Origin of the sequence: Terasakiella pusilla DSM 6293, from assembly GCF_000688235.1 — a bacterium.
In the GTDB taxonomy this organism is placed as follows: domain Bacteria; phylum Pseudomonadota; class Alphaproteobacteria; order Rhodospirillales; family Terasakiellaceae; genus Terasakiella; species Terasakiella pusilla.
The window spans coordinates 30,525-52,571 of record NZ_JHYO01000011.1 but is presented as its reverse complement, the minus strand read 5'-3'; the positions used below and the strand labels follow the sequence as shown (position 1 = coordinate 52,571).

The 22,047-nt window shown below is 50.5% G+C and carries 20 protein-coding genes; 5 read left to right on the top strand and 15 right to left on the bottom strand.

Annotated features, from left to right (window positions below):
* Window positions 1-22 precede the first annotated feature (22 nt).
* From Q397_RS0109020 to Q397_RS24035, 4 genes are all read right to left on the bottom strand, one after another.
* Window positions 23-766 (bottom strand): ABC transporter substrate-binding protein, encoded by a 744-nt coding sequence (locus tag Q397_RS0109020; RefSeq protein WP_038013294.1) that lies wholly within the window; start codon window positions 764-766, stop codon window positions 23-25.
* 60 nt (window positions 767-826) lie between these two features.
* Complete coding sequence (locus tag Q397_RS0109015) at window positions 827-1,600, bottom strand: ABC transporter ATP-binding protein (RefSeq protein ID WP_028879141.1); 774 nt, start codon at window positions 1,598-1,600, stop codon at window positions 827-829.
* 181 nt (window positions 1,601-1,781) lie between these two features.
* Window positions 1,782-2,870, bottom strand: a complete 1,089-nt coding sequence (locus Q397_RS24040; protein ID WP_051609867.1) for a M48 family metallopeptidase — start codon at window positions 2,868-2,870, stop codon at window positions 1,782-1,784.
* Between the two features lie 3 nt (window positions 2,871-2,873).
* Window positions 2,874-3,992, bottom strand: a complete 1,119-nt coding sequence (locus Q397_RS24035) for a YjgN family protein (protein WP_028879140.1) — start codon at window positions 3,990-3,992, stop codon at window positions 2,874-2,876.
* 152 nt (window positions 3,993-4,144) lie between these two features.
* Between Q397_RS24035 and Q397_RS0109000 the strand changes: the two genes are divergently transcribed.
* From Q397_RS0109000 to Q397_RS21770, 3 genes are all read left to right on the top strand, one after another.
* Window positions 4,145-5,137, top strand: coding sequence for an MDR family oxidoreductase (locus tag Q397_RS0109000; protein WP_028879139.1), 993 nt, complete (start codon window positions 4,145-4,147; stop codon window positions 5,135-5,137).
* Window positions 5,138-5,281: 144 nt separating this feature from the next.
* Entirely contained in the window at window positions 5,282-5,605 is a 324-nt protein-coding gene (locus Q397_RS24960; RefSeq protein WP_156950664.1) for a hypothetical protein, read from the top strand.
* Between the two features lie 116 nt (window positions 5,606-5,721).
* Entirely contained in the window at window positions 5,722-6,234 is a 513-nt protein-coding gene (locus Q397_RS21770) for a DUF2867 domain-containing protein (RefSeq protein ID WP_051609866.1), read from the top strand.
* A gap of 66 nt (window positions 6,235-6,300) precedes the next feature.
* Here Q397_RS21770 and Q397_RS21765 read toward each other — a convergent pair whose 3' ends face one another.
* Together Q397_RS21765 and Q397_RS0108985 are read right to left on the bottom strand one after the other, a co-directional pair.
* Window positions 6,301-8,148 (bottom strand): ABCB family ABC transporter ATP-binding protein/permease, encoded by a 1,848-nt coding sequence (locus Q397_RS21765; protein WP_051609865.1) that lies wholly within the window; start codon window positions 8,146-8,148, stop codon window positions 6,301-6,303.
* Window positions 8,149-8,214: 66 nt separating this feature from the next.
* Window positions 8,215-8,916 (bottom strand): DUF6969 family protein, encoded by a 702-nt coding sequence (locus tag Q397_RS0108985; RefSeq protein ID WP_028879138.1) that lies wholly within the window; start codon window positions 8,914-8,916, stop codon window positions 8,215-8,217.
* Between the two features lie 143 nt (window positions 8,917-9,059).
* Here Q397_RS0108985 and Q397_RS0108980 point away from each other — a divergent pair, with 143 nt between their 5' ends.
* Window positions 9,060-10,613, top strand: coding sequence for an EAL domain-containing protein (locus tag Q397_RS0108980; RefSeq protein ID WP_169737985.1), 1,554 nt, complete (start codon window positions 9,060-9,062; stop codon window positions 10,611-10,613).
* On the opposite strand, the gene Q397_RS0108975 is transcribed toward Q397_RS0108980, so the two are convergent.
* The 7 genes from Q397_RS0108975 to Q397_RS0108945 form a co-directional block, all read right to left on the bottom strand.
* Window positions 10,614-11,324 carry a LysE family translocator gene (locus Q397_RS0108975; protein ID WP_205618818.1) on the bottom strand — a complete coding sequence of 237 codons (711 nt, stop codon included), beginning with the start codon at window positions 11,322-11,324 and terminating at the stop codon, window positions 10,614-10,616. It lies immediately after the preceding gene.
* 99 nt (window positions 11,325-11,423) lie between these two features.
* Window positions 11,424-11,858, bottom strand: coding sequence for a universal stress protein (locus Q397_RS0108970; protein WP_028879135.1), 435 nt, complete (start codon window positions 11,856-11,858; stop codon window positions 11,424-11,426).
* 15 nt (window positions 11,859-11,873) lie between these two features.
* Window positions 11,874-14,462 (bottom strand): TRAP transporter permease, encoded by a 2,589-nt coding sequence (locus tag Q397_RS0108965; RefSeq protein ID WP_028879134.1) that lies wholly within the window; start codon window positions 14,460-14,462, stop codon window positions 11,874-11,876.
* Window positions 14,463-14,593: 131 nt separating this feature from the next.
* On the bottom strand, window positions 14,594-15,571 hold the full coding sequence (locus Q397_RS0108960; protein WP_028879133.1) for a TAXI family TRAP transporter solute-binding subunit: 978 nt from the start codon (window positions 15,569-15,571) through the stop codon (window positions 14,594-14,596).
* Window positions 15,572-15,858: 287 nt separating this feature from the next.
* A complete protein-coding gene (locus Q397_RS0108955) occupies window positions 15,859-16,683 on the bottom strand; it encodes a beta-keto acid cleavage family enzyme (protein ID WP_028879132.1) in 825 nt (274 codons plus the stop codon).
* A complete protein-coding gene (locus Q397_RS0108950; RefSeq protein WP_028879131.1) occupies window positions 16,680-18,008 on the bottom strand; it encodes an aspartate aminotransferase family protein in 1,329 nt (442 codons plus the stop codon). The genes Q397_RS0108955 and Q397_RS0108950 overlap by 4 nt, the downstream gene beginning before the upstream one ends.
* Window positions 18,009-18,012: 4 nt before the next feature.
* Complete coding sequence (locus Q397_RS0108945) at window positions 18,013-18,915, bottom strand: MurR/RpiR family transcriptional regulator (RefSeq protein ID WP_028879130.1); 903 nt, start codon at window positions 18,913-18,915, stop codon at window positions 18,013-18,015.
* A gap of 177 nt (window positions 18,916-19,092) precedes the next feature.
* Here Q397_RS0108945 and Q397_RS0108940 point away from each other — a divergent pair, with 177 nt between their 5' ends.
* Window positions 19,093-19,611: an adenine phosphoribosyltransferase gene (locus Q397_RS0108940; protein ID WP_028879129.1), complete on the top strand. Its 519-nt coding sequence runs from the start codon at window positions 19,093-19,095 to the stop codon at window positions 19,609-19,611.
* On the opposite strand, the gene Q397_RS0108935 is transcribed toward Q397_RS0108940, so the two are convergent.
* Entirely contained in the window at window positions 19,612-21,165 is a 1,554-nt protein-coding gene (locus tag Q397_RS0108935) for a DUF4384 domain-containing protein (protein WP_028879128.1), read from the bottom strand. It lies immediately after the preceding gene.
* Window positions 21,166-21,239: 74 nt separating this feature from the next.
* Complete coding sequence (locus Q397_RS21760) at window positions 21,240-22,031, bottom strand: substrate-binding periplasmic protein (protein ID WP_051609864.1); 792 nt, start codon at window positions 22,029-22,031, stop codon at window positions 21,240-21,242.
* Window positions 22,032-22,047: the final 16 nt, after the last annotated feature.

Below are 22,047 nucleotides of genomic sequence, written 5' to 3'. Positions count from 1 at the left end.
CAAACAGGGGCACTTACTTGTCTTAGTAGATAGAGAACGGGAAGTACTTCGCGTTGATCTTCTCGTATGTGCCGTTCGCAACGATTGCTTTCAGCGCAGCATTGAATTTCTCGGCCAATTCCGTGTCATTTTGGCGGATTGCGATACCGATCTTGTCGTTTACGTCGATCGCATCCCCCACAAACTCAAAGCCCTTGCCTTCCTCAGAACGCAGCCAGTCATAGGCCGGCAGTTTGTCGGAAACCAGAACGTCTACACGACCGGACGCCAGATCAAGATAAGCGTTTTCCTGCGTATCATACAGTTTAACGTCTACATCTTTCAGGTTGTCCGTTGCGTAGTTTGCCGCAATTGTCGCACGCTGTGCGCCAACCGCTTTACCCGCAAGGTTAGACGGATCGATTGTCGCGCCTTTTTTGGCAACCAGTGTCAGGTTGTTGGAATAGTAGGGGTCTGTAAACGCAACAGCTTTCTTGCGCTCTTCCGTAATAGACATAGACGCGATGATGGCATCATATTTCTTTTTATTCAAACCGATGATGATGGAATCCCAATCAAGCGGTGCAATGATTTCACATTCCACTTTCATTTCAGCACAAAGGGCATCAGCGATATCCAAATCAAACCCAAACGCTTTACCGTCTTTATCGATATTGTTGAACGGAGGGTAAGCCCCTTCTGTACCAATACGCAGTTTTTCGCCAGCGTCAGCTGTTGCAACACCAAATGCCAAAAGGCCTGCCAGTGCGAGTGCAATTTTTTTCATTTTTAAGATCTCCCGTGACTTAAAATAACTTAACTCGTTTTAGTCCCTAACCAGTACGTCCTAAAGCTCGGTACTGATAAATTGTTTCATCCGTTCTGATTTCGGATTTTCAAATACATCTTTCGGCGGGCCGAATTCCTCTACCTGCCCCTGATGTAAGTACATCACATGCGAGGAGACCTCGCGTGCGAATCCCATTTCGTGGGTCACAACCAACATGGTGCGTCCCTCTTCCGCCAGCATCTGCATGACCTTCAACACTTCGCCGACCAATTCAGGGTCAAGCGCGGAGGTTGGTTCGTCAAACAGCAGCAATTCCGGCTCCATCGCCAGCGCGCGCGCAATGGCTGCGCGCTGTTGCTGCCCCCCGGACAACTGTGACGGATAATGTGTCTTGCGATCGTACAGACCAACCTTATTCAACAGTTCGGCTGCTTTTTCCGTTGCCGCTTTTTTAGAAATACCTTTGACCTTCATCGGACCTTCGATGATATTTTCCATCAAATCCATATGGGCCCACAGGTTAAAGCTCTGGAAAACAAAGCCGATTTCGGCGCGCAAACGGGTGATCTGCTTTTTATCCGCAGCCCCCAGCTGACCGTCTTTATCGCGTCTCAGCTTCATTTCTTCCCCGGCAATGCGGATGCTGCCTTGGGTCGGACGCTCCAACAGGTTCAGGCAGCGCAGGAACGTACTTTTCCCCGACCCACTGGACCCGATGATGGAAATCACATCGCCATATTGCGCAGTTAATGAAATACCCTTTAGCACCTCTAGGTCGCCAAAGTATTTGTGAATGTCCGTAACCTCTAGGGCAGGCGTTTCGTTGCTCATGAATACTTATTTATAATTTATGAAATCCCATTTCCCGCAACTTTGTTTCTTCTTGTCCAATAAGTCAAGAAACTGTCATATGATTTTTCTTTTTAGCGATAAAACCAGCAATTTACATAAGGAATAAACCCAAAACCCGACTCAGCGGGCAAGGATATTTCGCCGCTAATATTAATTTTTCTTATTCAGCATAAGGAATCGATGTGGCAATGTCCGTTGTCGTCGCACATATTTCCTTGAGCGCCTGCCAGTCTTCCTCGCTCATGGCGGGGCCACCTTCCGTGTTTTTAGACAAGCTCGCCGCACGTTCCTCTGACATGGGATGCGTGGAAATCAGGCTCATAAAGCGTTCCAGGCTGCCGTTTTCTTCCCCCATCTTTTCAAAAAAATGCGCAAGCCCTTGCGTCGAAATCTTCTCGCGCGATAACACCGTCAGGGCAAAATCGTCTGCCGCACGTTCATGATCGCGGCTGTAGGATGTCTCTGCCAACAAGGCCGCAAACTCGGCACCTGAGCCACCGGATAAAGCCGTCATGACAAACGCAATCCCCGCGCCCCGCAAGGCCGATTGCATGGGATGACGATGATACACATGGCCCAACTCATGAGCCAGCACGCCCACAACTTCGTCCGCACTGTCAGCTTTATCTATCAGGCCGCGCATCAACACGACATTTTGTCCCGGTGTGGCAAACGCATTGACCATCTTATGATCCACCACCAGTACATCCAGCTGGCGCGCCTGTTGTTGCCCGACCAGACGAATGACCATATTTTGTAGAACGGCCACCCCTTCCGGTGACGTGCAGACATCTTGCGCCCCGATCTGTTCTGCAAGCTTTAGGCCCGCGCCTTTAAAGGTTTCTTTTTCCCACGCAACCGGAACAAAACGCACCGCCCCTTGCATTATCAAGGGAAACACAAAGTAGAACACCAACGCCAGTGCCAAGACGCTGCCGGACAAAATCCACGCAAGTCGGCTTTCACGCTTGTAGATGGTGCGCCCCACAAGTCCGGGAATAATGTTAAATAACCAATTGCGGGTATTTTCATCATCCACATGCAAGCGGGCATGCCCCCTTTTTTGACAAGATAAAACCAGTGTTTCCCCTGCCTTTACCCGATCTGTCGGGGCGATATCAGACACAGGCCAGCTGCTCAGAACCTCGCCTTTTTCATCGCGAAAAATCAAGAGGCTAGAGGCGAACTCCAGATAGACTTTTTGGCGTTTCGCGCTTTGTCCATCCATATAAGCAGCTATCGGGGTCATGATTTAAAAGACTCCAACATCTAGTGCATCCGCCAGACCTTCGCCGGTCTTCAGTTCTTCGCGATCCACCTGAATGGTTTGCTCAAGTGCCTCCAGACCACTGGCCTGAAAATGACGAGAGATAAATTCCAGATAGCGATACATAATAACGGGGAAGGAAAAGCCGAACATCATCGCCATCAACAGCATGTTCATCAGATAAAAGCCCAACAAATGCGACGGTTTGACCGCGACTTTGAAACGACACTCCCCCAAGGTCAGGGAACTGCCCACATAGCTGATAAATTTTGCGTAATAATAAAAGACCGACAGACCCAGCAAGATCGATCCCAAAATACCCGCAGCCATAAACACCAGCGTGCGATAGACGTCCGCCAGCATCGACTCCCCAACCGGATAGGCGACATCGACCATTTCTAAAATCACCCATGTCCCAAAGCCAACCGCCGCAACTGACAGCACACAAAACACATAAGAAATCAAAAAAGCGCCATAGAGTTTTTTAAGGCTGATTTCCACGTGACAGGACTGGTTGCCAAAACGGGTATGGTTGACCAGATAACGCGTCATAACAGCCTGTTTAAAGGGATAAATCAGCCCCAACGTCACCGGCATCGCCACCGCAAATGCCATCCAGCGCCACCAATAGCCAAAAGTCGGGGCGACCTGAGCAAAGCGCACGCCGCGCCAGTTCACGCGGGAGAACAGATATTTATAGGTACGGATAATCGCGATCGGAAACAGACAGGCAAAGAAAACCGTCTGCACAATATAAATCACTGCCGCAAGCTCTTGATTAGCAAGTCCCAGACTTTCTGCAAACAAGGCAGGTAAAATCCCGAAGGGCAGGATAATCACCAGCATGACCAATAAAAAGCCCTTAAACAGCTCGCCTGCCGTGCCGGTATATTCAAAGCCATCGCCCATCACTTTGACATGGCTAAAGACATAGCGCCGAATACGGGTCTTCGCCCAAAAACGGTAGATCCCAAGAGTCAGAACTGTGAAAATCAGATTGGGAATATAAATTTTAAACAGTTCCCCAATTTGACAATGGGAGAACACAAACCGGCTAAATTCGGGTTGCCCCGACATGTCCGATACAGCAATCTGATCTTTCATTATTCTTCTAAAACCTTGATCTAAAAGTTGCATTAAGTAAATAACGCCAACTTAACCACAAAAACGACATTCAACAACTCGAAAGATTGATCGTCGCTCCGACATTTTGTATCGTTACACTCAAACAAAACATACAGGATGAGGTGTCTCTTATGACTTTTAACGCATTGCTCTTGGATAAAACCGATGATGGTTTGTCCCTTGAAATCAAATCTGTTCATGAAGACGACCTCCCTGAAGGGGATGTTCTGGTCAAAGTTGACTATTCGGCCCTAAACTTCAAAGACGGCCTGATTATGAACGGCCTTGTAAAACTGGTAAAACAATATCCCCACGTCCCCGGCATTGATTTTGCCGGTGTGGTGGAAAGTTCCAGCGACGATCGCTACAAACCGGGTGACCGCGTTGTCTTGAACGGTTGGCGTGTTGGCGAAATCCATTGGGGCGGTTATGCCCAAAAGGCGCGGGTCAAAGCCGATTGGCTGGTGCCCCTGCCCGATGCGATCTCCACCCGACAGGCGATGGCAATTGGCACCGCAGGCTACACCGCCATGCTGTCCGTAATGGCACTTGAAGATCACGGCCTCACCCCGGAACAAGACGGCGAAGTCCTCGTCACCGGTGCATCTGGCGGGGTGGGCTCTATCGCCTGTGCGATCCTTGCGCGCCTTGGCTATCAAGTTGCCGGATCAACCGGGTCTGAATCGTCGCACAACTATCTGACCGAACTTGGCGTCAGCACCATCGTTTCGCGCGCAGAATTGGAAGAAGCCCCTAAAGGCCCCTTGGGCGGGGAACGCTGGATCGGGGCCATCGACAGTGTCGGCGGCAGCACCCTGCACCATGTCCTTGCGACCCTCAAATACTGGAGCTGCTGTGCCTCCGTCGGGTTAGCCGCCTCCAACGAGTTGAATACAACAGTTTTGCCCTTCCTGATGCGCGGCGTCACCTTGCAAGGCATCGACAGCGCCACCTGCCCCTATGAGCGCCGCGTGGTCGCCTGGAAACGTTTGGTCAATGAACTGCCCAGCGACATTCTTGAGACTATGACGCACGAAATTACCCTGTCAGAATTGCCTAGTTACGGCAAAAAAATCCTGAAAGGGCAAACGCAAGGACGCATCATCGTCAACGTCAATTCGTAAACGATTTGTTAACCATTTGAATTTTAAGGGGTTGTTAATTTTTAACAGCCCCTTTTCATTTTTGGCATCCTCTTTGCTTTTTATATCTGCAAAGGCCGAGCAAACGGTCCCTGCCCCCTGCAGGATTTGAAAGAGGATCGAAGTATGCAGAAAACGCTAAAACATAGCCTGATTTTGGCTAGTCTTCTGGGGTTAAGTGCCTGTGGGTACGTTGATCCTTACGAAGAAGCCGTTTACGATCAGGACCCCAGATACTGTTACCGACAACTGGGCGGTATCGAGTGTTTTAGCGAACCAGTTCACCGGGACGCGGCGCGGTTGGTCAATTACTATGGCCCGCATCCAAGCCGATTTAACACGCCCTCACCTCCCAATCGGTTGGAGCCAGCCGCCCCGCCCCCGGTGACCTATTATGTCCGTGACCCCGACCCCGTGCCTGACGATTCAACCGTTCATTCGGTTAAATAGCTGCCTTGATATCCCCGATTATTCCCTTTCCGGTACCCACACTGGAAAGGGACTTTTATGCTTGCCTGATCATCCGATATCTTATTTAGTAAGGACTTCATAAGGAGAAGACAGCTATGTATGTCAAGGAAGTCCCCGTCCCCCCAGAACATGCCACCACCTTATTGGATCGCGTGACCTTCGCAGACTGCTACGAAGTTGCCCCTGTCAGTAAAGATCACCTTACGGACCTCTATTGGAATATTTTCACTCATAGTCCGGCATGGATCACCAACCTGATGGCCTTGCGCAATCGCATTGCGCGCAGGTTCGGGTTAAAAGCTGCTGCACCAGACGAGGGAAATTCAACAGCCCCTTGCCCTGCCCCAAATGATGTACAGGTCGGGCAAAGGCTTGGCATGTTTCAGGTGATGAAGATGGCAGATAACCTGCTTGTCACAGGTGAAGATGACAGCCATCTTGATTTTCGCATCGCCCTATCGCGCACAAAAGATAACAGATTGCGTGTTACCACCGTGGTACAGACCAAAAACACCTTAGGACGCGTCTATATGTTTGTGATTAAACCCTTTCACAAACTGATCGCACGCACCATGATCACCAATGCTTTAAAGGCAGGCCGTCTATAAAGCACCTCGATGAGATCAACCGATAAGGCCGCAACGGGTGCGGCCTGACGGGGGATGACGGGGGGATTAAACCAGCACTTCTTCGCCGACTTTTTCCAAAGTCTCCAGCGCGACTGCGGCTTCCTGCTGTTTTGCCCACATGGCGGCGTAAGCCCCGTCTTTTTCCAGCAAGGCAGCGTGGTGCCCACGTTCCACAATCTCGCCCTTATCCAGCACGATAATTTCGTCAGCATCCACAACGGTGGACAAACGGTGGGCAATGACAAGGGTGGTCAGGCCGCTGGACACTTCACGCAAGGACACCTGAATTTCCTTTTCCGTATGGGTATCAAGGGCAGACGTTGCTTCATCAAACAACAGGATGCGTGGGCGTTTCAGGATGGTGCGCGCAATGGCAACCCGCTGCTTTTCACCGCCGGATAGTTTCAGGCCGCGTTCGCCCACAATGGTGTTATATCCATCCGGCAACCCCATAATAAAGTCATGGATACGCGCCAGCTTTGCCGCCTCTTCCACATCTGCCGAGCTGGCATCGGGGCGACCATAAGCGATGTTGTAGAAGACCGTATCGTTAAACAGAACCGTATCTTGCGGCACGATCCCGATACTGCTGCGCAAAGCCGATTGTTTGACATGGCGAATATCAGCGCCATCAATCTTCACCGCGCCGTCCGTCACGTCATAAAAACGGAACAGTAGGCGTGACAGGGTAGATTTGCCCGCCCCACTGGACCCCACAATCGCACAGGTCTTGCCCGCAGGAACCCGAAAATCCACCTTCTTTAAAATCGGGCGCCGCTCGTCATAGGCAAAGGAGACATTTTCAAACACCACGTCCCCACCGCCTTGCGGCATATCACCGGCATCCGCGCGGTCTGCAATTTCCTCATCCTGCTCCAGCAAGGAAAACATATGTTCCATATCAATGAGGGACTGCTTGATCTCGCGATAGACAAAACCAAGAAAGTTTAATGGCATATAAAGCTGCATCAGATAGCTGTTTACCAACACGAAATCCCCAAGGGTCATGCTGCCATCCTGCACGCCATACCCCGCCATGATCATCACCGCAATCAAACCGATGGAAATGATCACGCCCTGACCAATGTTCAACAGGCTCAAGGTCACTTTAGATTTGACCGAGGCTTCTTCAAACTTGCGCAACGCCACGTCATAGCGGCGGGCCTCATGGTCTTCGTTGGTGAAATATTTGACCGTTTCAAAGTTGAGCAGAGAATCAACTGCTTTGGTATTTGCCTCATTATCACTTTTGTTCATACTACGGCGGTATTTGATCCGCCATTCCGTCACGATCAAGGTCCAAGCGATATAACTGGCAATGGTCGCAAAAGTGACCAGCGCAAAGGTCCAGTCATAAAGAGCCCATAAAATCCCGCAGACCAACACGATTTCCAGCAAGGTCGGCAAAATATTGAACAGCATAAAGTTCAACAGGAAATCAATGCCCTTGGTCCCGCGTTCAATGGATCGGGTCAAGCCGCCGGTCTGGCGTTGCACATGAAAACGCAAGGATAATCGATGTAGGTGATTAAACGTCTTTAGCGCCACATCCCTGATCGCGCGCTGTCCCACGCGAGCAAAGACCGCATCGCGCAATTCCCCAAAGGCCTGCGCCAACACGCGCGCGACACCATAGGCGATCAAAAGAAAGACCGGCACAGCAATCAAGCCAGCCCCTTTATCCGCACTCAGGACATCCACGGCTTCTTTATAAAACAGTGGGACAGCCACGTTGGTTGCTTTCGCCGCAGCCAACAACAGCAAGGCAATGACAACACGGGTGCGTAAACCCGCCGCATCCTTGGGCCAAAGATAGGGCAAAAGGGTTTTAAGAGTTTTCCAGTCTTTACGGGACGCCGAAGGCTTCGGCGCGTCTTGAGAGAGTGATCGCATAAAAAATATCCAAAGAAAAAAGTTCTTTGAATATAAGAGCCATTCTCAAGAAATACAGTGATTTAGTTAACGTTTTTCCAATTCCATTTGAATCGCGATAATCTGGGTCGCATGATTGCAGGGAATCTCGGAAAGAATTTCCATATCCCGATCTTCAAAAACATTGTCATCGGGGTGCACCGCTGCCCAATCGTTAAGAACCTCGTCACGCAAGCGCAACAGCTCGCAAATTTGGGGGTAGAACAACTGCACCATGGCTCCTACCCATCGATTCACAGGCCAGGACGGGCTGGCGTGATCGATTTCAAAACAATCCAGCATGGCGATAACATCCTGATAGTCATACCAATATTCTGCCGTCACCCAACGGTTTGTTGTAAACAACGATTGCGCGACACCACAATCGGTCATGGAAATTGCAACCAAGTGACTGATCGCGTCATTTTCTCCGGCGGGTGCGACATAATCCGGCAGCTCTTGCGCAAATACCCCCCGAGGCATCCCCCGCGGACGTAAAAAAAGGTGAAAATGCCCATGCTCGCCACCACGATGGCCATGATAATAATACTGCCCATGGGTTTCCTGATCATAGACATCCCCTTCGGGATAGTGGTTCATCTGATAAAAAGGGCCGCTGGTCTTCAACAGATCGCTAACGATATTTTCCCCGACTTTTGCCAGAACGCGGTGACATTCTTCCACCACATCACCTGCGGCCTTCATTTTTTCCAGCCGTTCTATCGGTATTTTTGAAAAATCGATATACATTGTCTCCCCCGATCAAACCTCTTGCCCCTTTTTAGACCATTGCTATTTTAACGTAAATGCCCCCACGTTGCTTCTTTCTTTTTTTATGAAGCGGATACTGATAGAAAGAAAACCATAAAAATAACCAGCAAGGCATGTCGGCAGTGTTAAAGTGGATCAAAAAAGCAAAGAAGCTCTTTTCAAGCGAAAAAACTGAATCTGGACTCGTGCGCATCCATGATGACGGCTTCCTCTCGGATGACATTAAGGTCAGTATTGAAGATATCGTCAGCGATGACGACCACGAAGAGATCGGGAAAATCTTTGTCCTCAGCTTAACCGAATTCCATGAAGCCATGGGCGACACATGGGATAAGCGCGAAGCCAAAATCATGCTGTTGACGGAAAGTGTCTTGCGCCAACGCATCGGCGCAGGCAACAGATGGGAACATCAAAGCAAAGAAATCTTTATCCTGATCTTCCCCACCCTACCAGAGATCGAAGGGGCTGCGCGCACCTATGACATTGCGGAAGAACTGGGCCTGAAGATTATCGGGGAACGTTTCGACGGCTCCAAACGCCCCTTGATCCGTGTTGCCGGTGTTGATCCCAAAGATGTCCTGACCGAAGATGGCAAACTCGACATCGAAAAGCTAGAACAGGTCGGCCGCGAAGGTCAGGCCGCTGGTGATGCGGAAAAAACGCCCATCCAGACCAAAGCCGGCACCAAAATCATTCATGACGACGACCAACGCGATATTATCCAACAAAATGATATTTCGCTGGAATGGCAGAAAAATGTCCATAGCCATGCCGATCACGACACCAACTGGCAAAAAAACAAGCATGTCAGTCAGGAACATGATTTAAACTGGCAAAAAATGCAGGCGCAAAAAGTTAAAGATGGAGGCAGTCCGCAATGGGTCAGCATGTCTGGCACACCGGAAAAAAAGGCTGCTAACGCCCGACCACAGGCACCAACCACGCAAACGGCAACCAGTGCTTATGATCTCCTCTTTGCGCCGTGCTGGGACCGTGCCCATCAACAACTGGCCCACTATAAAGCCGTGCTCACCTATGACACACCCGCGGGCAAACACTTTGAAAGTGATCACGCCTATCAACGCCATAGGGCCCCGGAACAACGCCTGAAAATGGATATTTGGGTCTTACAAAAAGCCGCCCATGCCACCGTCCCTTTGCGCGCCAAAAAGATTGTGACTCCGATTTTTATCCCCGTACATTCTTCCATCCTACGCGGAGACCACAAAGCCGCCTACCTCACCGCCTTGCAGAAAATCCCGGAAGATATCCGCAAAACCTATCTCATCCTTGAAGTACAGGATGACAGCTTGTGGAAAGGCGATCAGTTGGAACAGACACTGCAAGACCTGCAAGGCCATGTCTGCGCACTGGCGTACCGACCAGACGCCCTGACCGGCTTTAAGGCACCGACCTTGACAACCTTTAACTGGGTTGGGATTGATCTGTCCGCCCTTGATGCCACTTCAGGCATTACCCCAGAGAGGATTCAGGCGTTGCAATCAGAAACACAGGCATTGGGTGCAAAATTCTACGTTTTTGGCATCAATCAGCGCCTGCAACTCGCCGAGTTCCTCGACATGGGGGTTGATATGATCGCGGGTAAAGCGCTTGTCCGTCAAACACACAAGCTACGCCCGCCGTTTGCATTGGCGATGGAAAGACTGCGCGCCTGATTAAAAAGAGGCAACAGACCGCTTCAGGCGCATCAGGCCAATCCCCAACAAAATAAACAGCCCGCCACTGATGCGATGGAACCAGGCCATACGTTTTTGGTCCGACAGCCACGTCCGCGCCAAGCGCGAGATCATGCCGTAACTACATAACACCAAAAAGGACAAGACCATAAAGATCCCCGTCAGTACAAAGAATTGGCCCATCAAGGGAGATTTTAAATCTAAAAACTGGGGGAAGAGTGCGGTAAAAAACAAAATCGGTTTTGGGTTGGTAATCGCAAGGAAAAAGCTTTCCCGAAACAATTTAGCAACCGATTTCGGCGCAACCATCATCCCATCTGGCTTGGCGATCATGATCAATCTGCTGTTCCTAAACTGCTTCAAGCCGATATAAATCAGATACAGGGCGCCAACCACCTTCATCGCCATAAATAAAGTCGCCGAGGTCATAAAAATGGCGCCAAGTCCAAACATGGACACGGCAGATAAAATGAACAGTGCGACAATATTACCGAAGGACGAGACCATCAACGCCCGCCCGCCTTGGGTCATCCCGTTTGTAATCGCCAAAAAGACCGCTGGACCGGGACTTAAAATATAGAAAAAAGACACGACCACATACATCAACAGAATATCTATATTCATGATTAAGCCTTTTCTCCAGCACACACGGGCGGGGATAATGCCACGATTTGCGTTGGCGTCAAGCATTCGGTTTCATTTGAAATAGAAAAACGGCGAAGCACTTCTCAGCCCTTCACCGCTTTTTCTTTTGCGAAAAATCGCCTGATCAAATCCAGTTTGAGGTGATCAAGATTTCCCGCGCACCACGAAGACCGAACATTTAGCGTGGCGAACCACACGTGCCGCATTCGGACCCAACAGATAGTCCCCCAGTTTGGGACGATGGGCAGCGAGAACAATCAAATCGATGCTCATTTTATCGCAAACATTCAGAATCTCGTCATAGACCGTCCCGTTTGCAATAATACGCTGCACTGGCACGTCTGCCGGGATGTGATCCTCGGCAAACGCTTTCAGTTGTTTTTTGATCTCCTGCATCGCGCTTTCCTCAAATCCTTTGGGAAAGAACGATCCGACCAGCGAGCTGCCGAAATCGGGAATAACCGTCATCAGATGTAATTTTGCCTCGTAATCACGGGCCATCTGAATGCTCGTCGGGATCGTTTTCTCCCACGAGCTCGGTTCTGCCAGATCGATAGGTAACAGAATATCCTTATACATTCACCTTCACTCCTATCAGGCGGTTACGGGGCTAGACGGTGTCATACGTGCCCGACGCCCGCGTTGTAGTACAATCACAAGGATCAACAGCACAATCGCCGGAATAAACATCACCTGCTTGGGCAGGCGATCTGTTTCCACTTGAACGCCGACAATTTCAAAGTCGAAATCCACGCCCAGTTTTTGCGCAGGACTGTCAAACGTCACATTATCAACGATGGCTTTACCATCTTCGATACGCAACTCAATCCCCGCATGGGCCAGACGCTCTTCAGCATCGGCTTTAGGACCAAGAGGCAGGATCACGGCTTTCGAGACTTGATCCCCTTCAATGTTCAACCCTTCAATCTGGATCGTCAGACGACCATCGTCCGGCACGGCTTCGGCCAACTGGACCAACTCAGTGCCCGGTCGGTCTTCAAACGGCGGGACAATCATGTCCATCCAGAAACCCGGTCTAAACAGTGTAAAGGCAATCAACAACAGAGCCACCGTTTCCCAAATCTTATTCTTCACAAAGAAGAAGCCTTGGGTCGCCGCCGCAAAGGTCAGCATGGCCGCTATCGCCGTTATCACCACCACAATCAAGTGAAGGGGGCCCTCGATTCCGATCATCAACAGTTCGGTATTAAAGATAAACATAAACGGCAAGATCGCTGTCCGGATATCATACATGAAGCCTTGCAGACCAGTCCTGATCGGATCGCCTTGGGAAATCGCAGCCGCCGCAAAGGCAGCCAAGCCGACAGGCGGCGTATCATCCGCCAAAATCCCGAAGTAGAACACAAACAGATGGACCGCAATCAACGGCACGATCAGTCCGCTTTTTGCGCCCAAGGCCACAATCACCGGTGCCATCAAGGAGGACACAACGATATAGTTTGCCGTTGTCGGCAGGCCCATACCAAGGATCAGACTGATCACAGCGGTAAAGATCAACATCAACATGATGGACCCGCCGGAAATCAGCTCGATAAATTCGGTCATGACAAGACCGACGCCGGTCAGGGTAATCGTACCAACCACGATACCGGCTGCAGCTGTTGCCACCCCGATCCCGATCATGTTACGCGCCCCGGAGATCAAGCCCTGACGTAAATCTTCAAGGCCCTGACGGGTCTCTGCTGCATGATCAGCACGCCCGCGAAAGTAAGCCATCAACGGACGTTGCGTGATCACAACAAACATCATAAAGACGGTTGCCCAAAAGGCAGACAACCCCGGCGACAGGCGTTCAACTGTCAAACACCAAACCAGCAAAACAACCGGCAGCAGGAAGTACAAGCCAACCTTGACTGTCGGACCAATCGGCGGCAGTTCATTGATTTCGGTGGAGGTATCGAGTTCAGGATAGCGCGCAGCAAATTTGATCAACGCGATATAAAGCGCAATCAAACCAGTCCCGACAACATAGATCGTTGCTTCCCCGGCAAAATCTTTAATCCAGCCCAAGGCAGGCGGCATAATCCAGATCAATGTACCCAACAGAATGAACACACTCAACGCCCCGATCATGGTACCTTTGATGCCAAGTTTATGAATACGGGGCAAGCCTTCCATGCCCGCCTTCATGGCTTCAAGATGCACAATATAGACCAGCGCGATATAGGAAATAATCGCTGGCAAAAACGCGTGCTTGATCACCTCAATAAACGGGATGCCCGTATATTCCACGATCAAAAAGGCCGCGGCCCCCATGATCGGCGGTGTCAATTGCCCGTTGGTACTGGAGGCCACCTCAACCGCGCCTGCTTTTTCTGCGGAGAAACCGACTTTCTTCATCAACGGGATCGTAAATGTCCCCGTCGTCACCACGTTCGCGATAGAGGACCCGGAAATCATCCCCGTCAGGGCAGACGACACAACAGCCGCTTTCGCTGGACCGCCCCGCATATGCCCCATCATGGCAAAGGCCACACGGATAAAGTAGTTCCCGGCCCCCGCTTGTTCCAACAACGCTCCAAAGAGCACGAACAGGAACACCATGGAGGTGGATACCCCCAATGCGACCCCGAAAACCCCTTCGGTGGTCAGCCAGTAATGTGACATCCCCTTATTGATCGACGCCCCTTGATGGGCAATCACGTCCGGCATATATGGGCCAAAGAACGTATAGATCATAAAGACGGACGCCACGATCATCAACGGCGGACCTAAGGCACGGCGCGTTGCTTCCAGCAAGGTTATCATACCAATAACGGCAACAACGACATCAGTTGTCGTCGGATCACCCGGACGTTGCGACAATTCCTGATAAAAGACATACAGGTACATGACACTGCCTGTCGCCAGAAAAGCCAGCACCCAGTCATAAAGCGGGATATATCGTTTGGGGGATCGGTTCGTCGCCGGAAAGGCCATAAAGGCCAGAAAAATAGCAAAAGCCAAGTGAATAATCTTGGCTTGTGTTTCGTTAAAAACCCCGAAATTCAGGGCAAAAGGAAGAGGGGACGGATACCAGACCTGAAAAATAGACCAGGCCAGTGCCGTGTAAATAATAATATGCGCAACAATCCCTTCGGGACGGCGTCCGCCGGTATCAGCGTCTGCAACAAGCTCATCCGCAGATTGTGAGAGGTTTTGCGCTTCTTTTTCCTGTGTCATCTGCTGTCTCTCTCATCCGGTTTTTATCATTTATAAAACCGGAAAAAGTATGTTCAGGACATAAAAGCCAAATATAAATATAGATAAAAAAAGGGATGAACCCTGTGGTCCATCCCTTTTGGGTGGTTTGATTATTTCATCAAACCAGCTTCTTTATAGTATTTAGCCGCACCATCATGGATCGGTGCAGACAGGCCGTCTTTGACCATTTGCTCTTTTTTCAGGTTCCCGAAAGCCGGGTGCAGTTTTGTGAATGTTTCGAAGTTTTCGAAGACTGCTTTGACAACTTGATACACAGTGTCAGCCGGTGTGTTTGTAGAAGAAACGAATGTCGCGCCCACACCAAATGTTGTCGTGTCCGCATCGTTGCCACGATACATGCCGCCCGGAATAGTCGCTACACGATAGTACGGGTTGTCCGCGATCAGCTTTTCAACTTCCGGCCCATCAACCGTTACAAGCACACTGTCACAAGACGTTGTAGCTTCTTTAATGGAACCATTCGGGTGACCAACAGTGTAAACCATCGCGTCAATCTTGTTATCACACAACGCTTTTGACTGTTCAGCCGCTTTCAAATCGAATGCAGCAGCGAAATCATCAGTTGTCCAACCCAAAGCAGCCATCAACACTTCCATAGTGCCGCGTTGACCGGAACCCGGGTTGCCGATGTTCACACGCTTGCCTTTAAGGTCTTTAAAGTTTTTGATGCCGCTGTCAGCACGCGCAATCACAGTGAACGGTTCTGGGTGGATAGAGAAAACGGCGCGCAGTTCTTTGAACGGGCCTTTTTCTGCAAATTTGCTTGTGCCGTTATAGGCGTGATACTGCCAATCAGATTGGGCAACACCCATGTCCAACTCACCAGCCGCAATGGTGTTGATGTTATAAACAGAACCGCCAGTAGATTCTACAGAACAACGGATACCGTGTTCTTTACGGCTTTTGTTCACCAGACGACAAATCGCGCCACCTGTCGGGTAATACACACCCGTAACGCCACCTGTACCGATTGTAATGAATTGTTGCTCAGCTTGGGAAACGCCCATAGATGCTGCGGCAAAACCCACAACGGCAGCTGTGGCAACGAAAGCTTTTTTAAAAAACATATATATCTCTCCTGCAACGGTATGTTTTTAGTTTCAATTATCCTTGGAACACACATTCCCGGACCCATATGAGTGTCTGATTTTTCAGATCACCCGATTTTTTATTATTTTTGCTTTTGACTATCGTTATAGACATGAGAAGTCGAGAAAAATTATCAACCTTTCATCTCATTTTCTTGGTAATACCTAAGCATAGTTCACCAGAGACCGCAACACTTGTTTTGATACATTACAATTACTGAAACAACCAGTGCATTGCACAATAACCCTCTGACTTTCCATCACCTTTATCTCATAAAACGCTGCCTGATGTCGGTTGCCGCCATGGGCGTACGCCCGACCAAACGGGCGCTTGTAACGGCTTGCGCAATCAAGGCTGCATTATCCTTTGAGATAGAGCCATCGGCCATCAAGCGGTTGTTCTCATAGCCAATGCGCCCATGACCGCCAAAACAGGCCGCCGCCGTAATGCAGCCATTTTCCCGATCGCCAAAAGCACAGACACTCCAGTCCCAATCACTTCGCTCCCCCATCGCATTGAGGAAGGCGACAAGCTCAATCGGCGAGGCTTGTTGTTTGCCATAACGCCCCAGTACAAACAGGACGGACAAACGATCCGCTTCAATCACGCCGCGTTTTTGTAGATCAACCAAACGTCGAACGTCGTTGTCATCATACAGGATCACTTGCGGCCAGATCGATTCTGCTTTCATCCAGTTCCAGAACTCGGCAAAGATTTTTTCATCTCCATCCACGGGCAACAGTTCGCGCAAGCCCAAGGAAACCGCCTCGGGCTTGACATCACGCACCAGCGAGATCTGTTGTTCAGATCGATACATACCAACCGCTTCTGTGGTCACCTGAATGACAATCTTATCGCCCAGATCACGACGGATCGCCGCAATTGCCTCACGGTATCCATCCCCATCCAAGACATGCTTTTGATCCCCATCGCGTACATGCAGGTGGATCATGCCCGCGCCAGCCTCCAGACATTCTGCGGCACAACGCGCCAGTTCATCCGGTGTGATGGGCAAAGCCGGGTGGTCCTGCTGCGTCAGGCGCGCCCCATTGGGCGCAACCGTTAACATCATGGCATTTCCTGTCGTCATACTTTCAAAGCCTCTTCCAAGGAGTCTGCCAAGCGCGATACAATCTCGTCAATCAATTGTGGTGTACTGATAAAAGGCGGGGCCAACAACACATGATCCCCAAACCGTCCATCAATGGTGCCGCCGTTGGGATAACAGACCATCTTTCGATCCATCGCGGCTTTTTTAAGCTTCAGATTCAATTTACGGGCCGGATCAAACGGCGCTTTGCTCGCGCGATCCTCCACAAACTCTAACGCGCGGAACAGGCCACGCCCACGAATGTCCCCCACATGCGGATGATCGCCAAACGTCTCGATCAATCGTTTTTCAAAGTACGTCCCTTGTGTCTGGACATTGGCAACCAGATTATCTTCCTCAATCACCCGCTGCACTGCCAGTGCGGCTGCACACGCGACCGGATGGCCCAAGTACGTATGCCCGTTCATAAAGACACCACTGCCATTTTTAAAGGCAGCGTAAATGCGCGAAGAGGCCATGACCGCGCCGATGGGCTGATAGCCACCGCCCAGACCTTTGGCGATGGTCACGATATCCGGGACAAATCCTTCTTGTTCATAGGCAAACAGGCTACCTGTGCGGCCCATACCGCACATGACTTCATCCAAAATCAATAGCACACCGTAACGCGAACAAATCTCGCGTACTTTTTTAAAGTAACCGGCCACCGGCTGCTGCGCCCCAAGGGTCGCACCGCTTACGGTTTCTGCAACAAAGGCCATGACATTGTCTTCGCCCAAGCGCTTGATCTCGGCTTCCAGCTCATCTGCGAGACGGGTCGCGTAAGCTTCCTCGCTCTCACCCGCAGCTTGTCCACGATAGGGATAGCACGCCGACACACGACCATGATCCACCAACAACGGAGCAAAAGAAGCCCGACGCCATTCGTTGCCGCCAACCGCCAACGCGCCAAGGGTGTTGCCGTGGTAGCTTTGCTTGCGTGCAATGACCCGTGTCCGCTGGGGTTGATCGATTTCAAGGAAATACTGACGCGCCATTTTCAGGGCTGTTTCCACCGCTTCCGACCCGCCGGAGACAAAATAGACCGACTCGAAGTTCCCCGGCGCGCGTTCGATCAAAAAGTCCGCGAGCTGTTCTGCCGGTTCACTGGAGAAAAAGCCGGTGTGAGCATAGGCCAGTTTATCGACCTGTTCATGAATGGCCTGTCGGACCTTTTCATTGCTATGACCAATACAGGACACAGCCGCACCACCGGAGGCATCAAGATACGCGTCACCATCTTTGGAGATGATGTAGGGACCGTCGCCTTTGTCAGCAAGCGGCAAGTCGCCTTTCAAACTGCGATGAAAGACATGCGATGTCATTTTTCTAATCCTTGTCAGAAAATAAGAGAGGGGGTGTTTGGGATTGGACTTCCCAATAAGCCTCAAACTCATCAAGCTGGGCTCTGCTTTCTGCCACCACATCCAGAAGGTCTTCCCCTCCTTTTGCGATCATGATGGCAATCAAACTTTCCACCAATGCCGTGCTTGCGGTTATGGACGGAAAGAAGGTCATCGATTCATTACGCGCGACCAGATTGAGGGTTCTATCCCCATTCATGGGCGTAATTTCACTATCTGTAATGGTTAAAATGCCCGCGCCACGGCTGCGGGCATAGCGCACCGCACGCACGGTATCGCGACTAAAGGGGGAGACGGAAATGGCCAACAACACATCACCCTCCCCAATCCCGCGCAAACTATCGGCTGTCGTGCCGGCCTGTCCATCCACCAGCTGCGCGTTGGATCGAAACATGCCGTACGCATAAGAAAACGAAAAAGCCACCGGATATGAAATCCGCAAGCCCATAATAAACACACGCTTGGCAGACAATAGAAAATCAGCCGCCTTTTCCAGTTTTGCGGCGCCGGACCCATGGATGCTTTGATAAATATTGTTATGGGCGTTCTGTTCGATCTCTTCCAGAAGCTTAAGGGTACTGTTTTTTTTGCCCTGCAGCCCACGTGCACGGCCCACCAGATCATCCGGTGCCGCGCGTAAGCGGGTCTGAAAAACGTCCTTTAGATCGTTAAACCCTTCAAACCCGACGGCTTGGGCCAGGCGGACCATAGTGGTTGGGTGCACATCTGCTTCTTTTGCTAACTGACGCATAGACATCAACGCCACATCTTCGACGTTATCCAGCACATAACGTGCGGCCGCCTGCACTTGCGGGCTCATTTCTTCAAACTGTGACGTCATGCGGTCTTTTAGTTGATCAAAATCCATCAGAGCACCTTTCCCTCTGAAACACTCATCTCATGCTTCGATCCTTTTTGCAACACTTGTTTCAAAAATTATCATAGTGAAACATACGTTTTCTTTTCCGAAATAAAAAACGACTTTTATCCCGAAGACTTGCTGCTTATGATGGGAGTAATATTTTTGACAATAAGGGCAGACACAATGGACTTAAAAGACCATATCCGCGGTATTCCTGATTTCCCGAAACCGGGGATTCTCTTTTACGATATTTCAACATTGCTGGCACAACCGGACGCGTGGCAGGTTGCCATGGGCCGCTTGGCAAAAATCGTCAGCCGCCATCAACCTGACATTCTTGCAGGGCTAGATGCCCGTGGTTTTCTGGTTGCCGCCCCGCTGGCCCTGAAACTCGGTCTAGGTTTCACCATGGTTCGCAAACAGGGCAAATTGCCCGGTGAAACCATGTCTTATGCCTACGATCTGGAATATGGCTCCAACACGGTTGAGATCCAGAAAGATTGCGTCCAGCCGGGACAGCGCGTGGTCATCCTTGACGATCTGCTGGCAACAGACGGCACCATGGAAGCCGCGATCAATCTATTTAAACAAGCAGGCGCAGATGTGGTCGGCACCGCTTGCATCATTGAACTTAACTTCCTGAAGGGACGCGATAAACTCGGCGACGTCCCGTTTGACACGTTGGTGTCTTACGACGATTAATCAATGAACCGTCACAATCAAGGACGCTTCACTTAATGTCACATCGCTAAGGCTGCGGTAGAGTTTGGTCAGTTCGCGTTCATTTTTTTGCGGCAACGGCTCAAACGCAGCCTTAACGGTCTGTGGGATAATCCGGCTGGATACATCCCTATCCGTCGCATAACATTTAACCGCTTCCACCCCACGCGGCGGGGCAAACTCAAAAGCAAACGGCATCCCTGCGGCCGGTATATGCTGCACAAATCCGCCAGACAGCTTATCTGCCGTCATAAATCGGTTAGGGAAGATGCGAAAAATCGCGCCATCGGCCTGTACATAATAACACGCCAGATGCGCCTCTTCGCCTGCGCGCACCATCAAGGTCATTTCTTCCCCCACTTTATATTGCGGGTTCTCTCCCTTGTTGCTGGACAGATAAAGGTCAATCGGCCCCAAGGGGCGACTGTCAGCTTCCTCGATCGGTGCAGGCGGCGGCACCAAAGTTAAATCTTCAGGAATTTCGCTTCGCAACACTCTCCCCCGCCAAGATACCGATGCCCCCCCTGTCTGAAAAAGGGTCAGGCGAATTTCTATATGGTCCGCCAACACCCAATACGTCCCTTTGATCAAATAGCGCCCTGCGTCTAATCCAAGTTGATTTTCTTCCAGCGTTTGACTTCTTGCCAGTTTAAGGCCTCGAAACCGTTCCTCTTCCACCACAAAATCAGAAAGGGAAAGATTATTGATATTGCGCGGACCGGACGCAGCAACTTTACGAAACTCATCACTCAGCATTTCCATAAAATAACGCCCGAACGCCGTATGCACACCGCTGGTCTGATAACGCAGCCCTTGTACCATCACATGATCCAGCTTGGACGCATCGCGCAACAATTTGCGGGCGGCCTGCACTGCCGCCCCCTTCAGGGACAATCCGGTCACATTTGCCGCGACCTCCCCTTGCGAACGTTTAAAGCGGCCTTGGGCTGTGGAAACAATGCGCCCACTTTCCGTCTCCACAAGCTTATAGGACAGAACAACCCAGTCTTTTTGCAATGCCAGATGCCCCACCGCCAATAAGTCCGAACGCGCCCGATCCATCAACTCCCCCAAGGGGTTCACGCTCTCGGTTCTCGTCCCAATCTGGTGAATTTCATCAACAACAGCCCCCAATTCCTGACGCCCGACGATGGCATAGCGTCCTTTGGACTGGGCGACCAACGCCGTACTCAGTCCCTCCACATAGGCTTGTGCCTCAGGCAACGGGATGGGCAAATCTTCGGCCTTAAAAGGATGAATGGCAATCTTGGGCGTTTCATCTTCCAACAATCGCCAGAACCGTTCACTCCAATGCGGGTCCCCCAACAGGGCGCGGGCCATGGATGCGTAGGTTTTCTGTGTCGCCCGTACGGACTTTTGGCGGGTTTTCTCCCCGTCCTTATCCGTTTTTTTGCGCCACGGTTTCTCATCAACCTGTTGTGTTGGGCGCTCATCCTGCGGCTCAGACTGCGCCAAGGCAGCTGACGACAGCATCATCAAGGTCAACATCAAAAAAATAGAAAGTGATAAGCGCAACAGAACACACCCCTAAACGGAAATATGACGGCACTATACACGGATTAGAGATTTTTTCTTTTAAAAAAGGCGGATCAATCTTCCGCCTTGGGTTCACTTTTAGGCATAGATTGATCAAGCGTCTTCAGATCATCCAGCTTGATGTACTTATCCATAATCGCTTCATACTCGCCACTCTCACGCAATTGGCGTAAGCCTTTGTCGAAATCGTCCCGTACCTGTCTGCTGCGAAAGGCTGTACGGTACGGTGTCGGCTGAAACAAAGCATGGAAACGCAGCTTCAAAGGCACGCCAAATTTTTCTTCAAACTTTTGAGCGAAGTGTAGAAAAATCCGAAAATCACCCACAGCGACCTGCGCCCGACCTGCCGCCAACATACGTACCTGAAGTTCCTGATTGGCGATTTCCGCATAATTTTTACTGGTTTTCACCGCATTGGCAAACTGTTCCCCCAAAAACTTGCGTGCATTCTGGAAGGAAATAATCGTTTTCCCTTCCAAATCCCTAAAGCCGTCAATTCTCAGGTCTTTTTCATCAAGCGTAATCGCATAATTGCGATAAAAAATCACTTCCTCTGAAAAAAAGCCGTCGATCAGCAAATGGGCACGGATATGCATCCCGCCATCAAGGGATCCGCCGTTCAATTCGTGAGGGATGCGTAAAAGCGGCATATAGTGTGGCTTCATCGTATAGCCCGCAATCTCAAGGGCACGGCGCACGATATCCAGTTCAACCCCACTATTGGTTTCCTGAATCACATAGGGGGGTTTTGACAGGCCAACACCGATCCGTAAATCTTCGGCGTAACTCACAGACGAAAAAGACAGGAGGAGAGCGCAAAGAACACTAAAAACGACTTTCTTCATTCTCCCCTCCTTCATC

What these genes read in the sequence shown, in the direction of transcription:
- Q397_RS24960 (WP_156950664.1), top strand. Translation starts at nt 5,282, where the DNA reads ATGCAGAAAACGCTAAAACATAGCCTGATTTTGGCTAGTCTTCTGGGG.
- Q397_RS21770 (WP_051609866.1), top strand. Translation starts at nt 5,722, where the DNA reads ATGTATGTCAAGGAAGTCCCCGTCCCCCCAGAACATGCCACCACCTTA.
- Q397_RS0108975 (WP_205618818.1), bottom strand. Translation starts at nt 11,324, where the DNA reads ATGCTTGACGCCAACGCAAATCGTGGCATTATCCCCGCCCGTGTGTGC.
- Q397_RS0108940 (WP_028879129.1), top strand. Translation starts at nt 19,093, where the DNA reads ATGGACTTAAAAGACCATATCCGCGGTATTCCTGATTTCCCGAAACCG.
- Q397_RS0108955 (WP_028879132.1), bottom strand. Translation starts at nt 16,683, where the DNA reads ATGACGACAGGAAATGCCATGATGTTAACGGTTGCGCCCAATGGGGCG.
- Q397_RS0108970 (WP_028879135.1), bottom strand. Translation starts at nt 11,858, where the DNA reads ATGTATAAGGATATTCTGTTACCTATCGATCTGGCAGAACCGAGCTCG.
- Q397_RS24035 (WP_028879140.1), bottom strand. Translation starts at nt 3,992, where the DNA reads ATGAAAGATCAGATTGCTGTATCGGACATGTCGGGGCAACCCGAATTT.
- Q397_RS0108945 (WP_028879130.1), bottom strand. Translation starts at nt 18,915, where the DNA reads ATGGATTTTGATCAACTAAAAGACCGCATGACGTCACAGTTTGAAGAA.
- Q397_RS0108985 (WP_028879138.1), bottom strand. Translation starts at nt 8,916, where the DNA reads ATGTATATCGATTTTTCAAAAATACCGATAGAACGGCTGGAAAAAATG.
- Q397_RS0108965 (WP_028879134.1), bottom strand. Translation starts at nt 14,462, where the DNA reads ATGACACAGGAAAAAGAAGCGCAAAACCTCTCACAATCTGCGGATGAG.
- Q397_RS0108960 (WP_028879133.1), bottom strand. Translation starts at nt 15,571, where the DNA reads ATGTTTTTTAAAAAAGCTTTCGTTGCCACAGCTGCCGTTGTGGGTTTT.
- Q397_RS0108950 (WP_028879131.1), bottom strand. Translation starts at nt 18,008, where the DNA reads ATGACATCGCATGTCTTTCATCGCAGTTTGAAAGGCGACTTGCCGCTT.
- Q397_RS0109000 (WP_028879139.1), top strand. Translation starts at nt 4,145, where the DNA reads ATGACTTTTAACGCATTGCTCTTGGATAAAACCGATGATGGTTTGTCC.
- Q397_RS0109020 (WP_038013294.1), bottom strand. Translation starts at nt 766, where the DNA reads ATGAAAAAAATTGCACTCGCACTGGCAGGCCTTTTGGCATTTGGTGTT.
- Q397_RS21760 (WP_051609864.1), bottom strand. Translation starts at nt 22,031, where the DNA reads ATGAAGAAAGTCGTTTTTAGTGTTCTTTGCGCTCTCCTCCTGTCTTTT.
- Q397_RS24040 (WP_051609867.1), bottom strand. Translation starts at nt 2,870, where the DNA reads ATGACCCCGATAGCTGCTTATATGGATGGACAAAGCGCGAAACGCCAA.
- Q397_RS21765 (WP_051609865.1), bottom strand. Translation starts at nt 8,148, where the DNA reads ATGCGATCACTCTCTCAAGACGCGCCGAAGCCTTCGGCGTCCCGTAAA.
- Q397_RS0109015 (WP_028879141.1), bottom strand. Translation starts at nt 1,600, where the DNA reads ATGAGCAACGAAACGCCTGCCCTAGAGGTTACGGACATTCACAAATAC.